Origin of the sequence: Pseudomonas sp. NMI542_15, from assembly GCF_021283425.1 — a bacterium.
GTDB lineage: Bacteria > Pseudomonadota > Gammaproteobacteria > Pseudomonadales > Pseudomonadaceae > Aquipseudomonas > Aquipseudomonas fortuita.
Genome location: NZ_JAJSRO010000035.1, coordinates 26,851 through 40,761, shown reverse-complemented (window position 1 = coordinate 40,761; position 13,911 = coordinate 26,851). Strand labels below are relative to the sequence as shown.

Annotated in this window: 12 protein-coding genes and 7 tRNA genes; 15 read left to right on the top strand and 4 right to left on the bottom strand. The window is 60.8% G+C overall.

The window, feature by feature from the left end:
• Positions 1–60: 60 nt before the first annotated feature.
• The 6 genes from LU684_RS30900 to LU684_RS28935 all read left to right on the top strand — a co-directional run bounded on the left by LU684_RS30900 (position 61) and on the right by LU684_RS28935 (position 4,088).
• The gene (locus LU684_RS30900; RefSeq protein ID WP_096425765.1) at positions 61–258 is read left to right on the top strand and encodes a hypothetical protein; all 198 of its coding nucleotides are present in this window, start codon (positions 61–63) and stop codon (positions 256–258) included.
• Between the two features lie 282 nt (positions 259–540).
• Positions 541–1,176 (top strand): TetR/AcrR family transcriptional regulator, encoded by a 636-nt coding sequence (locus LU684_RS28955; RefSeq protein ID WP_016485495.1) that lies wholly within the window; start codon positions 541–543, stop codon positions 1,174–1,176.
• Between the two features lie 106 nt (positions 1,177–1,282).
• Positions 1,283–2,251 carry a GTP 3',8-cyclase MoaA gene (locus tag LU684_RS28950; RefSeq protein ID WP_016485496.1) on the top strand — a complete coding sequence of 323 codons (969 nt, stop codon included), beginning with the start codon at positions 1,283–1,285 and terminating at the stop codon, positions 2,249–2,251.
• Positions 2,252–2,317: 66 nt separating this feature from the next.
• Positions 2,318–2,923: a DUF4823 domain-containing protein gene (locus tag LU684_RS28945; RefSeq protein ID WP_016485497.1), complete on the top strand. Its 606-nt coding sequence runs from the start codon at positions 2,318–2,320 to the stop codon at positions 2,921–2,923.
• 10 nt (positions 2,924–2,933) lie between these two features.
• Positions 2,934–3,494 carry a DUF1285 domain-containing protein gene (locus LU684_RS28940; protein ID WP_016500884.1) on the top strand — a complete coding sequence of 187 codons (561 nt, stop codon included), beginning with the start codon at positions 2,934–2,936 and terminating at the stop codon, positions 3,492–3,494.
• A 192-nt stretch (positions 3,495–3,686) separates the two neighbouring features.
• Positions 3,687–4,088, top strand: a complete 402-nt coding sequence (locus LU684_RS28935) for a cupin domain-containing protein (RefSeq protein ID WP_232895304.1) — start codon at positions 3,687–3,689, stop codon at positions 4,086–4,088.
• 59 nt (positions 4,089–4,147) lie between these two features.
• Here LU684_RS28935 and LU684_RS28930 read toward each other — a convergent pair.
• Both LU684_RS28930 and LU684_RS28925 read right to left on the bottom strand, forming a co-directional pair.
• Positions 4,148–4,223 (bottom strand) — tRNA-Asn (locus LU684_RS28930).
• Between the two features lie 62 nt (positions 4,224–4,285).
• On the bottom strand, positions 4,286–5,482 hold the full coding sequence (locus LU684_RS28925; RefSeq protein WP_016485500.1) for an amino acid aminotransferase: 1,197 nt from the start codon (positions 5,480–5,482) through the stop codon (positions 4,286–4,288).
• 287 nt (positions 5,483–5,769) lie between these two features.
• On the opposite strand from LU684_RS28925, the gene uvrB reads away from it, so the two are divergent.
• Positions 5,770–7,785, top strand: coding sequence for an excinuclease ABC subunit UvrB (gene uvrB / locus LU684_RS28920; protein WP_232895303.1), 2,016 nt, complete (start codon positions 5,770–5,772; stop codon positions 7,783–7,785).
• A gap of 122 nt (positions 7,786–7,907) precedes the next feature.
• Here the strand turns inward: uvrB and LU684_RS28915 are convergent, their stop codons facing one another.
• The gene (locus LU684_RS28915; protein WP_016485502.1) at positions 7,908–9,458 is read right to left on the bottom strand and encodes an MDR family MFS transporter; all 1,551 of its coding nucleotides are present in this window, start codon (positions 9,456–9,458) and stop codon (positions 7,908–7,910) included.
• Positions 9,448–10,503, bottom strand: coding sequence for an HlyD family secretion protein (locus tag LU684_RS28910; RefSeq protein WP_023047685.1), 1,056 nt, complete (start codon positions 10,501–10,503; stop codon positions 9,448–9,450). Before LU684_RS28910 ends, LU684_RS28915 begins: the two co-directional genes overlap by 11 nt.
• Before the next feature lie 143 nt (positions 10,504–10,646).
• Between LU684_RS28910 and gltX the strand changes: the two genes are divergently transcribed.
• From gltX to LU684_RS28870, 8 genes are all read left to right on the top strand, one after another.
• Positions 10,647–12,128 (top strand): glutamate--tRNA ligase, encoded by a 1,482-nt coding sequence (gene gltX / locus LU684_RS28905; protein WP_016485504.1) that lies wholly within the window; start codon positions 10,647–10,649, stop codon positions 12,126–12,128.
• Between the two features lie 334 nt (positions 12,129–12,462).
• Positions 12,463–12,538: transfer RNA gene (locus LU684_RS28900), tRNA-Ala, on the top strand.
• Between the two features lie 72 nt (positions 12,539–12,610).
• Positions 12,611–12,686 (top strand) — tRNA-Glu (locus LU684_RS28895).
• 52 nt (positions 12,687–12,738) lie between these two features.
• A tRNA-Ala gene (locus LU684_RS28890) sits at positions 12,739–12,814 on the top strand.
• Between the two features lie 42 nt (positions 12,815–12,856).
• A tRNA-Glu gene (locus LU684_RS28885) sits at positions 12,857–12,932 on the top strand.
• 63 nt (positions 12,933–12,995) lie between these two features.
• A tRNA-Ala gene (locus LU684_RS28880) sits at positions 12,996–13,071 on the top strand.
• Positions 13,072–13,113: 42 nt separating this feature from the next.
• Positions 13,114–13,189, top strand: a tRNA-Glu gene (locus tag LU684_RS28875).
• Between the two features lie 171 nt (positions 13,190–13,360).
• Positions 13,361–13,900, top strand: a complete 540-nt coding sequence (locus LU684_RS28870) for a TetR/AcrR family transcriptional regulator (protein WP_016485506.1) — start codon at positions 13,361–13,363, stop codon at positions 13,898–13,900.
• The last annotated feature ends 11 nt before the right edge of the window (positions 13,901–13,911 follow it).

Below are 13,911 nucleotides of genomic sequence, written 5' to 3'. Positions count from 1 at the left end.
TGCTCCCAGGAGGACCGCGCTGCAGGCCCCATCCTGGGGCCCAGCGCTTGACGGGCATCCATGCCCGTCACCTCCCTCCGCAAGGCCTGCGTTCGGCCTACTGAAGTCGCGAAGATCAAAATCAAAATCAAAATACAAAATCAAAAAACAAAATCAAAATCACGGTATAGCACAACCTCGAGCGGGGAGTGCGGGTCGCTGTGCGACCCGTCGCGCAAGCAAAAAAAACCCGGGTTCTGGGGGGGGAATCCGGGTTAAGACCATTAGGAGTAAAACAAAGGTACGCGGTCCCTGAGCACCTTTATCGGCGCGCCACTTGGGGGGGATGCGCCGCGCCAACACTTCAAGTATTGGTCAGGTTTGGCGCAGTGCCAGCGTATATTGGTCGTTTTTTAAACAAATTTGGAATACGCCGAGGTTTCAATCCTTCCACAGCGCATGGCAGTAAGCATGGTGAAACACAGACATGCGTGGATGATCCGTGCAATTTCTTGCAAGTTAGGCATAATAAACCGCTTCGATTGTCATCCAGTCCTTCCCATGCAGAAAGAACCTCGTAAGGTCCGTGAGTTTCGCCGTCGCGAACAGGAAATCCTCGACACCGCGCTCAAGCTGTTTCTCGAACAGGGTGAGGACAGCGTCACTGTCGAAATGATCGCCGACGCCGTGGGTATCGGCAAAGGCACGATCTACAAGCATTTCAAGTCAAAGGCGGAAATCTACCTGCGCCTGATGCTCGACTATGAGCGCGACCTGAACGAACTGTTGCACTCGGCCGACGTCGACCGTGACAAGGAAGCCCTGTCACGCGCCTACTTCGAGTTCCGCATGCGCGACCCGCAACGTTACCGGTTGTTCGATCGCCTGGAAGAGAAGGTGGTCAAGGGCAACCAGGTGCCGGAAATGGTCGAGCAACTGCACAGTATCCGTGCCTCCAACTTCGATCGCCTGACTCAGCTGATCAAGGGCCGCATCAGCGAAGGCAAGCTCGAAGACGTACCACCGTATTTCCATTACTGCGCCGCCTGGGCGCTGGTGCACGGCGCCGTTGCGCTGTACCACTCGCCGTTCTGGAGCAATGTGCTTGAGGATCAGGAAGGTTTCTTCCAGTTCCTGATGGACATCGGTGTGCGCATGGGCAACAAACGCAAACGCGATCCGGAACCGACGAACTGAAGCGTTCCGTCACTTGACGCTGAAACCGGCAGGGTGCGGGGGCTTGCAAAAACCTGATTTATGAGTCAGGTTTCGCCTGCCCCTATCATCCATGCCGGAGTCATTCATGATTGTCGATCGTCAAGGCAGGCGCTTTCGCAACCTGCGTGTCAGCCTGACGGCTGCTTGCAATTATGCCTGCACCTACTGCGTGCCCGACGGCAAACGCCTGGTGGCGGCGCAAGACGAGCTCTCGGCAGATGCCCTGGCCCGCGGCGTGGCTTACCTGATCGAAGCGGCGGGTATCGAGCGCCTACGCATCACAGGGGGTGAGCCGCTGGTCAGCCCGCGCCTGGATGCCTTTCTGGCCGCAGTGGCCAAGCTCGACCTCGACGATATCTCGCTGACCACCAATGGCCAGCTGTTGGCACGCAAGCTGCCCCAGCTGCAAGCGGCGGGTATCCGACGCCTGAATGTTTCCCTCGACACTCTCGACCCCCAGGCCTTCCGCCGCATTGCCCGGGGCGGCGACCTGGCCAGTGTGCTGGCGGGTATGGAGCAGGCCACTGCGCTGGGCATGCGAATCAAGGTGAACATGGTGCCAATGCGCGGGCACAACCTCGACCAGGTATTGCCGCTGCTGGATTACTGCCTGGAGCGCGGCTTCGAGTTGCGCTTCATAGAACTCATGCGCATGGGCCACCTGGCCCGTGAGCACAATGCCTTTGTGCAGCAGTTCGTCGGGCTCGACCAGTTGCTGGCGCTGATCGGCGGCAAGTATGCCTATGTCCAGGTCGATGCGCCGCTGGACGCTACAGCCCTGCGCTATGAAATCCCGGGCATTGGCCACTTCGGCATCATCGCCAACGAGAGCGTGCCGTTTTGCCGTACCTGCTCGCGCTTGCGCCTGTCCTCCACGGGCTGGTTGCATGGCTGCCTGTCTTCGAGCAATCGCCACTTCGTCGGTGACCTGCTGGAAAAGCCGCGTCATCAGGCCCTTCCGGCCCTGCAGCGCCTGTTGGTCAAGGCGCTGGCAGACAAGCAGGACCTGGCGTTTTCCGGTGATGTGATGGTGATGAAGGTGATTGGCGGCTGAAGCTGGCGCAAAAGCTGCATCCGCCTGCTATTCGCCGGTTTTTCGTCGCCGGCCACTGGAGGAAAGATGCGTAGCCTGGTCTTGCTGCTGGCGCTGATGGCGCTGGGCGGCTGCATGAATGTCAGCGATATGGGCGAAGGCGTCCGCTATCACATGAGCGATGCCGGTCTGCTGGACCACAGCGATACCCGGCGTACCCTGTCGATCCGCCTGCAGCCCGATTCGTTCATTTTCATCGGCCAGGGCGCATTCGTGCCGCCGGGCAAGGGGCCGGTGCCACGGCAGAATGCGGTGGCTGACGAGGCGTTCAAGAGCTTTGTCGAGTATTTCCCGTTGGTGCGCCGCGCCCAAGGCCCATTGGGCCTGGAAGACGCCATTGCCCAGGCACGCTCGGTGGGTGCCGACTACGTCCTGTACACCCGCTTCGCCCGTACCGACGACCGCATCGGCAATGGCGATGAGTGGTATGACGAACAGGCCGTCGACCGGCTGGGGTGGGACACTGGCGTGGTGCAGATGATGTTGATCGAAACCAATACCCGCTACCTGATCGACACCGCACGCATCAAGAGCCGTGGCGGTTTGTTGACGTTCCACGACAACACCCCGGAGGATTTGCTTGGTGCGCCGATGCGCGAGTACGCTCGTAGCCTTCTGGGTATGAGCGAATGAGGCAGGCGTGATGAGTGATTCCGGCAAGGCCAATGATCTTCTGGCACAGATCCCCAAGGCCAAGGGCCTGCCGCCGGTGCATCTGTGGAACCCGGATTTTTGCGGTGACATCGATATGCGCATTGCCCGCGATGGCACCTGGTATTACCTGGGCACGCCGATCGGGCGCAAACCGATGGTGCGGTTGTTTTCCACGATCATTCGCCGCGATGGCGATGACTACTTCCTGATTACCCCGGTAGAAAAGGTTGGCATCCGCGTCGACGATGCCCCATTTGTGGCCGTGGCTCTGGAGGTGCTGGGGGAGGGGGAGCAGCAGGTGCTGCGCTTCACCAGCAATGTCGAGGACCAGGTTGACGCCGGGCCGGACAACCCTTTGCGTGTGGTCATCGACCCGGTGACGCAGGAGCCATCGCCCTATGTGCTGATGCGCAGCAACCTTGAGGCGCTGATTCACCGCAATGTTTTCTATCAGTTGGTAGAGCTGGCGGTGGCGCGTGAAATCGACGGCGAGGAATGGCTGGGGGTCTGGAGCCAAGGCGTGTTCTACCCGATTGGGCGTAGCAGCTGAGCTCTTGGTTGCCTGTACCGGCCTCTTCGCGGGCATGCCCGCTCCCACAGGTACAGCACCTGTGGCGAATGAACTTGTGGGAGCGGGCGGCACAGGTAAAATCGGCCCCCTGCTTTTACCTCGAATTGGCCATTTGTCTTCAGCCAACGAAGGCCTAACCTGCTGGCATTAGTCATCCAGGAGAAGCCCGCCATGAAACCCTTGGCTATCGTCCTTTTTGCCCTGCTCGCCGTCCAAGCCCCCGCCTGGGCCCACGGCGACGTTGCCGACCAGGTCAAAGTCCTGCAGCAGCAACAACCCTCGAACGCCCCGGGCAAAACGGCTGTCATGCTTACGGTGAGCTACGCCCCTGGCGAGGCATCGCCCGCGCATCAGCACCCCGGCGCAGTGATGGCCTACGTTCTGGAGGGGGCAGTGGTGTCGAAGCTCAACAACGATCCGGAAAAGACCTACAAGGCCGGTGAGTACTGGTACGAGGCGCCAGGCACCGTGCACAGCGTGTCACGCAATGCCAGCAAGACCCAGCCCGCCAAGCTGCTGGCCTGGAGCCTGGTGGACGAGGGCAAGCCAGTGACCGAGCCGCTGGGCCAGTAAATCCGATGCAATGCAAAAAAGCCCCCGGTTGCTTGCGCACCCGGGGGCTTTTCAATGTTTGGCTCCGCGACCTGGACTCGAACCAGGGACCCAATGATTAACAGTCATTTGCTCTACCGACTGAGCTATCGCGGAATCTGTGCGTATCTTACTGACTGCCTGGAAGAAGTCAAGCCTCTCCCAGGCAAATCAACAGGTTACAGCACTTCGACGATGGCCTTGGTTACCACGTGGATGTTGCTCTGGTTCAGCGCGGCAACCGCGATGCGTCCGGTGTCCAGTGCGTAGATGCCAAACTCGTTCTTCAGGCGGGCTACCTGTTCAACGGTCAGGCCCGAGTAGGAGAACATGCCTGCCTGTCGGCCAACGAAGCTGAAGTCGCGCTTGGCGCCATATTCAGCCAGCAGGCTGACCATTTGCTGACGCATGCCGTGGATGCGCTGGCGCATCTCGCCCAGCTCGGCTTCCCACATTTGGCGCAGTTCGTCGCTGTTCAGCACGGTAGCGACGATGGTTGCGCCATGGGTCGGCGGGTTGGAGTAGGTGGTACGGATCACACGCTTGACCTGCGACAGCACGCGAGTGCTCTCATCCTTCGAGGCGGTGACGATCGACAGTGCGCCAACGCGCTCGCCGTACAGCGAGAACGACTTGGAGAACGAGCTGGAAACGAAGAACTCCAGGCCCGACTCGGCGAACAGGCGCACGGCGAAGGCATCTTCGGCGATGCCGTCACCAAAGCCCTGATAGGCCATGTCCAGGAACGGCACATGGCCCTTGGCCTTGACCACTTCCAGGACGTTTTTCCAGTCGTCCAGGCCCAGGTCGACACCGGTCGGGTTGTGGCAGCAAGCATGCAGCACCACGATCGAGCCGGCCGGCAGGTTGTTCAGGTCTTCCAGCATGCCCGCGCGGTTGACGTCGTTGCTTGGCGCGTCGTAGTAGCGGTAATTCTGTACCGGGAAGCCGGCAGTCTCGAACAGTGCGCGGTGGTTTTCCCAGCTCGGGTCGCTGATGGCTACCACAGCGTTGGGCGACAGGCGCTTGAGGAAGTCGGCGCCGATCTTCAGCGCGCCGGTGCCGCCAACGGCTTGCACGGTGACCACGCGGCCAGCGGCCAGCAGTGGCGACTCGGCGCCAAAGATAAGTTTTTGCACGGCCTGGTCATAAGTGGCGATGCCGTCGATCGGCAGGTAGCCGCGCGAGGCGTGCTGGGCGGCACGCTGGGTTTCGGCTTCGATCACGGCGCGCAGCAGCGGAATGCGGCCTTCCTCATTGCAGTACACGCCAACGCCCAGGTTGACCTTATCGGTACGTGGGTCGGCGTTGAATGCTTCGTTGAGGCCCAGAATAGGGTCGCGGGGTGCCAGCTCGACAGCGGAAAACAGGCTCATTGTTACCTTGGCTCTGATTGGAGAGTGATAGGGCGTACACGCTCCAGCCGAATGCACTGAAGCGGTGCACAAACGGGGAGTCAGTATAGTGATACCGTCCGGTCACTGCGACACTCTGGCACAGCTTTTCCGGCTATTTGCGCAAATATTTTTCGACCATTGGTCTAATTGCCGGGTCCACTGTAACAAGCGCTCACAGCCCAGCCTTGAAAGCGCCCCCAGCTAGCCGCATTTGGGTATAGACTACTGGCTAAATTTACAGTTGCTGCAGCACCGCGAGGTCAAACATGTCCGAGTTCCAGCTCGTCACCCGTTTTCAGCCGGCCGGCGACCAGCCAGAGGCCATCCGTCAGATGGTCGAAGGCATCGAAGCGGGGCTGTCGCACCAGACGCTGCTCGGCGTGACCGGGTCGGGCAAGACCTTCAGCATCGCCAACGTCATCGCGCAGGTGCAGCGCCCGACACTTGTCCTGGCACCGAACAAGACCCTGGCCGCGCAGCTCTACGGCGAATTCAAGGCGTTTTTCCCCAACAACGCGGTGGAGTATTTCGTTTCCTACTACGACTACTACCAGCCCGAGGCCTACGTACCATCGTCGGACACCTTCATCGAGAAGGACGCCTCGATCAACGACCACATCGAGCAGATGCGCCTGTCCGCGACCAAGGCGCTGCTGGAGCGGCGCGATGCAATCATCGTCACCACCGTGTCTTGCATCTATGGCCTCGGCAGCCCCGAGTCCTACCTGAAAATGGTCCTGCATGTGGACCGCGGCGACAAGCTCGATCAGCGCGCACTGCTGCGCCGCCTGGCCGACCTGCAGTACACCCGCAACGAAATGGACTTTGCCCGTGCCACTTTCCGCGTGCGGGGTGATGTGATCGATATCTTCCCGGCCGAGTCGGACCTAGAGGCCATCCGCATCGAGCTGTTCGATGACGAGGTGGAGAACATAGCCGCCTTCGACCCGCTCACTGGCGAGGTCTTCCGCAAGCTGCCGCGATTCACCTTCTACCCCAAGAGCCACTACGTTACCCCGCGGGAAACCCTGCTGGAGGCCGTGGAGGGCATCAAGGAAGAGCTCAAGGAGCGCCTTGAGTACCTGCACAAGGCCAACAAGCTGGTAGAAGCGCAACGCCTGGAGCAGCGTACCCGCTTCGACCTTGAGATGATCATGGAGCTGGGCTACTGCAACGGCATCGAGAACTATTCACGCTACCTGTCCGGGCGCCCTGCCGGGGCGCCACCACCCACCCTGTACGACTACCTGCCAGCCGATGCGCTGCTGGTCATCGACGAATCCCACGTCAGCGTTCCGCAGGTAGGCGCCATGTACAAGGGTGACCGTTCGCGCAAGGAAACCCTGGTCGAATACGGCTTCCGCATGCCTTCGGCACTGGACAACCGGCCGATGCGCTTCGACGAATGGGAAGACGTCAGCCCGCAGACCATCTTCGTCTCCGCGACCCCGGGCCCCTATGAGGCTGAGCATGCCGGGCGCGTGGCGGAGCAGGTCGTGCGCCCGACCGGCCTGGTCGACCCGCAAGTCGAGATACGCCCGGCACTGACCCAGGTAGACGACCTGCTGTCGGAAATCCGCAAGCGCGTGGCGGTGGGGGAGCGGGTGCTGGCCACTACGCTGACCAAGCGCATGGCCGAGGACCTTTCCGATTACCTCGCCGACCACGATGTGCGGGTGCGCTACCTGCACTCGGACATCGACACGGTGGAGCGGGTGGAGATCATCCGCGACCTGCGCCTGGGTACTTTCGATGTGCTGGTGGGCATCAACCTGCTGCGCGAAGGCCTGGACATGCCAGAAGTGTCGCTGGTGGCGATTCTGGATGCGGACAAAGAAGGTTTTCTGCGTTCCGAGCGCTCCCTGATCCAGACCATTGGCCGTGCTGCGCGTAACCTCAATGGCCGGGCGATTCTGTACGCCGACAATATTACCGGCTCGATGCAGCGGGCAATTGACGAAACCGAGCGACGCCGGGAAAAGCAGATCGCTTTCAACGAAGCCAACGGTATCGTGCCCAAGGGTGTGGTCAAGGACATCACCGACATCATGGAAGGCGCTACCGTGCCCGGCGCGCGCAGCAAAAAGCGCAAGGGCATGGCCAAGGCGGCAGAGGAGAGCGCCCGCTATGAGGCAGAGCTGCGTACACCGGGCGAGATCACCAAGCGCATCAAGCAGCTGGAAGAGAAGATGATGCAGCTCGCCCGCGACCTGGAGTTCGAAGCTGCGGCGCAGCTGCGCGACGAGATTACCCAGCTGCGCGAGCGGTTGATTACCAGCTGATCCCTTTGGGTGGATGAACTGGCCCTGTCGTCGGCAAGCCAGCTCCCACAGGTGTGCCGCTGCATTCAAAATTTGCCCGGTACCTGTGAGAGCTGGCTTGCCGGCGATAGGGCCAGTACAAGCTAGTGAGCTTCCCCAGCCTTCAACCCCGCCGGCAGCTTGCGGGTCAGCAACACTGCCACCATGCTCACCGCCAACCCGATCCCGACAAAGTGGAAAGCATCGTTGTAGGCCATGATCATGGCCTGCTGATGGGTAATCTCGCTCAGCTTGCCCAGCGCTGCATTGTCATTGCCCAGGCGCTCCGCCAGTTGCGCCAGCCGTTCTGCCACCTGTGGGTTGCTCGGCACTACCGATTCGCGCAGGTAATCGAAATACACCTTGGTCCGCGCATCCAGCAACGTGGCCAGCAAGGCGATACCAATCGCACCCCCCAGGTTACGCAGGATATTGAACAGGCTCGATGCCGACCCCGCATCCTGCGGCTGGATGTAAGCCGTGGCGATCAGCGAAATGGTCACCATGATCATCGGCTGGCCCAGGGCGCGGATGATCTGGATCTGGTTGAATTGCGGCCCGGCAAAGTCCGGGTTCAGCACCCCCGAACCGAAACTGGCGGCGCCGAACAGGCAGAACCCCAAGGCGCACAACACTTTGGGTGACACCACCTTCATCAGTTGCGGCACCAACGGGATCAGGAACAGCTGCGGGACACCCATCCACATGATCACCTCGCCGATCTGCAGGGCGTTGTAACCCTGCACCTGCGCCAGGTACAGCGGCAACAGGTAGATTGACCCGTACAGGCCTACGCCCATGCCCAGGCTGGCGATGCTCGACAAGCCGAAGTTGCGGTTACCGAGAATGCGCAGGTTGATCAGCGGGTGCGGCTTGGAAAACTGCAGGATGACGAAGGTGATGAGGCTGATCAGGGCGATGCTGCCCAGGCCAACGATCAAGTTCGACTCCAGCCAGTCCTTGCGGTGGCCTTCTTCGAGAAACACCTGCAGGCAGCCCAACCCCAGGCCCAGGGTGACGATGCCTGCGTAATCGGTGCTTTTCAGCAGTTCCCAGTGCGCCTCTTTCTTCTCCAGCCCATACATCAGGCCGGCAATCATCACCAGGCCGGGCGGGATGTTGATGTAGAAGATGTACTCCCAGCCCCAGTTCTCAGTCAGCCAACCGCCCAGCGTGGGGCCGATGGAGGGGGCGAACGTGGCGGTCATGGCGAACATCGCCATGCCTTTGGCGCGGTGGTGTTCGGGCAGCTTGATCAGGGTAAGGGTAAACGCCAGCGGGATCAGTGCGCCGCCGGTAAAGCCTTGCAGGGCGCGGAACAGGATCATGCTCTCCAGGTTCCAGGCCATCGAGCACAGCAGTGACGACAACAGAAACCCTGCAGAAACCCACACCGCCAGGCGCCGCGCCGAGAGTAACTGCACCAGCCAGGCAGTCAGCGGGATCATGATGATTTCCGCCACCAGATACGAGGTGGAAATCCATGAGCCTTCCTCCAGCGTCGCTGACAGTGCGCCCTGGATGTCTTTCAGCGACGAATTGGTGATCTGGATATCCAGCACCGCCATGAACGCACCGAGCATCACGCTCATTACCGCGATCCAGTCGCGGCGGGTGGGCTCAGCGGTGGGCCGGAGCAATTGGTCACCGGCCATTGTGGCCTTCGCTTTCGCTGCGCAGGTCGACGGTGGCAGTCACCGACATGCCGGGGCGAATGCGCCCGTGCAGCGGGTTGTCGGCGCTGAAGGTGAGTTTCACCGGGATGCGCTGTACCACCTTGGTGAAGTTGCCGGTGGCGTTGTCGGGTGGCAGCAGGCTGAATTGCGCGCCCGAGGCAGCGAAGACACTGTCGACCCGGCCTTCGATGGGGGTATCCGGGTAGCTGTCGAACAGCAGCTCGGCGCGTTGCCCGGGCTGCATCCGGCCGATCTGGGTTTCCTTGAAGTTGGCCTGCACCCAGATGTCTTCGTCGGGCACGATCGACAGCAGGTAGGCGCCAGCCTGCACCACCTGGCCATTGCGCGCGTTGCGCTGGCCGATGGTGCCGCTGATCGGCGCGCGGATTTCGCAGCGGGTCAGGTTCAGTTCGGCCTGTGCCAGGTCGGCGCGGGCGTTGGCGATCTGTGCATCAAGGCGTTTGAGGTCGGCGTTCAGGGCGTTGACCTGCTGGCGCTGGCTTTGCAGGTCGGCGCGGGCTTTGTCGACCTGAGAGCCGGCGACATGGCTGTCCGCCGACAGGGTGGTGACCCGCTCTTCGGATATGAAGCCTGGCTTGCGCAGCTTTTCGGCACGGCTCAGGTCTACCCGCGAGCGCTCGAACGTGGCTTGGTTGGCTGCCACCTGCGCCTGCCCGGCGGCGATCAGGCTACCCTGCTGGGTCAGGCGGCTTTGCGCTTGCGCGTATTCTGCTTCGCGGGTAGCCAGGGTAGCGCGGGCGCGGTCAACCGCCAGCTCGAAGTCTGCTACTTCCAGGCGCACCAGCAGGTCACCTTTGTTGACATGCTGGTTGTCCTCGACCGGCACCGCCTCGATACGTGCGCCCAGCTGGCTGGAAATACGGGTGATCTCGCCCTGTACGTAGGCGTTGTCGGTACTCTCGTAGAAGCGGCCCTTGAAGTACCAGTGGGCCAGAAAGGCGAGGGCGATGATGGCCACCAGGGTGAAGAAGACCAGCAGGCGACGTTTGAGTTGGGCAGGCATGGGCACTATCGTTCCAGAAATGTAAACAAATTTAACAGCGCTGCAGGGGCTGTCGACAAGTGACGTTCGCGCCATTGCTGGAGCCCGGTGCCTGCCTCCTGCTAACATCCCGCCTTTGTTTCATCTTCAGTTCGAGACCTTCCATGACCACCGTACGTACGCGTATCGCGCCATCGCCTACCGGCGACCCCCATGTCGGCACTGCCTACATCGCCCTGTTCAACTACTGCTTTGCCAAGCAGCACGGCGGTGAGTTCATCCTGCGCATCGAAGACACCGACCAGCTGCGCTCCACGCGCGAGTCGGAACAGCAGATCTTCGACGCCCTGCGCTGGCTCGGCATCGAATGGAACGAAGGCCCGGATGTGGGCGGCCCGCACGGCCCGTACCGGCAGAGCGAGCGTGGCGAGATCTACGCGAAGTATGCCAAGCAGCTGGTGGATGCCGGTCATGCCTTCTACTGCTTCTGCACCGCCGAAGAGCTGGAGCAAATGCGTGCCGAGCAACAGGCCCGCGGCGAAACCCCGCGCTACGACGGCCGCGCGCTGCTGTTGAGCGCCGAAGAAGTGCAGCGCCGCCTGGACGCCGGCGAGCCACATGTGATCCGCATGAAGGTGCCGAGCGAAGGTGTCTGCGTGGTACCGGACATGCTGCGTGGCGATGTCGAGATCCCATGGGACCGCATGGACATGCAGGTGCTGATGAAGAACGACGGCCTGCCGACGTACTTCCTGGCCAACGTGGTGGACGACCACCTGATGGGCATCACCCACGTACTGCGTGGCGAAGAGTGGCTGCCGTCGGCGCCCAAGCTGATCAAGTTGTACGAATACTTCGGCTGGGAGCAGCCCAAGCTGTGCTACATGCCGCTGCTGCGCAACCCGGACAAGTCCAAGCTGTCCAAACGCAAGAACCCGACCTCGGTGACCTTCTACGAGCGCATGGGCTTCATGCCTGAGGCGATGCTCAACTACCTGGGCCGCATGGGCTGGTCGATGCCGGACGAGCGCGAGAAGTTCTCGCTGGACGAAATGGTCGAGCACTTCGACCTGTCGCGTATTTCGCTGGGTGGCCCGATCTTCGACATCGAGAAACTGTCCTGGCTCAACGGCCAGTGGTTGCGCGAACTGCCGGTCGAGGAATTCGCTACACGGCTGCAGAAGTGGGCATTCAACAGCGACTACATGATGAAGATTGCCCCGCACGTGCAGGGCCGGGTCGAGACCTTCAGCCAGGTTGCCCCGCTGGGCGGGTTCTTCTTTGAAGGCGCGCTGAAACTGGATGCCAAGCTGTTCGAAAGCAAAAAACTGTCGGCCGACCAGGTGCGCCAGGTGATCCAGCTGATCCTGTGGAAGCTCGAAAGCCTGCGCCAGTGGGAAAAAGAGCGCATCACCGGCTGCATCCAGGCCGTGGTCGAGGCGCTGGAGCTGAAGTTGCGTGATGCGATGCCGCTGATGTTCGCCGCCATTACCGGCCAGGCCAGCTCGGTGTCGGTACTGGACGCCATGGAAATCCTCGGCCCCGACCTGACCCGCTATCGCCTGCGCCAGGCCTTGGACCTGCTGGGTGGCGTTTCGAAGAAAGAAAACAAAGAGTGGGAAAAGCTGCTGGCTTCTATCGCTTGACGGTGTTTTGAAAGCTGCCGCTGAACCGTGTAGTAGCAGCCGTGTGCCGCGAAAGGGCCGCAAAGCGGCCCCGATGATATTGCTTCAAGGCGAAGATTGTGGGACCGCGCTGCGGTCCTATCGCGACACAACGCCGCTCCTACAAGGGTTCGAGGGTGAGGTTTTGCTGGGGCAGGGCGGTAAGTGATTGTTATCTGTGAAAAAACTTTTGAATATTTTCAAAATTTCGTTTGACAGCCCTGCAATCCGATCTTAATATGCGCCCCGTCCACAGCGATGAACGAAAACGAATCGTCAGGCACCCAGCCAGCGGTTCAGTTCAAAGCGACATTGTGGGGCTATAGCTCAGCTGGGAGAGCGCCTGCATGGCATGCAGGAGGTCAGCGGTTCGATCCCGCTTAGCTCCACCAAATTCCGCTTGTCAGTCAAGGCTGGCAAGCAAGACCGGGTCCAGCAACCAGGTCTTGAAGGTAAGAAGGTTCGTCCCCTTCGTCTAGTGGCCTAGGACACCGCCCTTTCACGGCGGTAACAGGGGTTCGAGTCCCCTAGGGGACGCCAGTTTTACACAAGCGATGGTGCACTTGTCGCTGGGCCGCGAGGCTAGAAATCTGGGGCTATAGCTCAGCTGGGAGAGCGCCTGCATGGCATGCAGGAGGTCAGCGGTTCGATCCCGCTTAGCTCCACCAATTTTGCCGCGGTTCGCGTAAGCGGATCGGCACGAAGGTTACGTCCCCTTCGTCTAGTGGCCTAGGACACCGCCCTTTCACGGCGGTAACAGGGGTTCGAGTCCCCTAGGGGACGCCACTTTTTCCTGCGTTTTTGCAGGGCTTAAAAAGGCTCGTCGATTATTGATGAGCCTTTTGTTTCGGGGCTATAGCTCAGCTGGGAGAGCGCCTGCATGGCATGCAGGAGGTCAGCGGTTCGATCCCGCTTAGCTCCACCATTTCTGCCAGGGTTCACGCAAGTGGATCTTCGCGAAGGTTACGTCCCCTTCGTCTAGTGGCCTAGGACACCGCCCTTTCACGGCGGTAACAGGGGTTCGAGTCCCCTAGGGGACGCCACATTTACCCGCGTTTTGCGGGATTTTAAAGGCTCATTCGCTTATTGAATGGGCCTTTTGTTTTTTCGCCCTTCCGAAAAATCGCAGCTGACCAGCGGCGTAAAATTTTGCTTGCCAAAAAATATGATATGCATAATATTTCAAGCATCATATTTTGAAAGGCGGATGCCTGATGAGCGACAAGAAGAGCAGAACCCGCGAACGCATCCTGGAAGCAGCGCGCAGTGCGCTGATCCAGCACGGCCCGGCCGAGCCCAGCGTTAGCCAGGTGATGGGGGCGGCAGGCCTGACCGTCGGTGGTTTCTATGCCCACTTTGACAGCAAGGACGAGCTGATGCTCGAAGCGTTTCGCCAGCTGCTGGGTGAGCGCCGCGCCTTGCTCGCCCAGATCGACCCCAGCCTCGATGGTGCAGGGCGGCGGGCGCTGGCCAGTGCCTTTTACCTGTCGCGCAAGCACCGGGATGCCGAAGTGCACGCTTGCCCGCTGCCCAACTCGCTGGGCGAGATGCAGCGCCTGCCAGAGGCGTTCCGCGAGGTATTGGCTGAGCACATCGAGCTGATGACTGCCGCCATGGTTGACCGGCCTGAAGATGCCGACAAGGCCCTGGCTGATCTGGCGCTCATGGTTGGCGGCCTTGCCCTGGCCCGTGCCTTGGGTACCGGTGAACTTTCTGACCGTATTCTGCGCGCCGCCAAATCGGCGGTGCTTTAACCCTGGAGCAT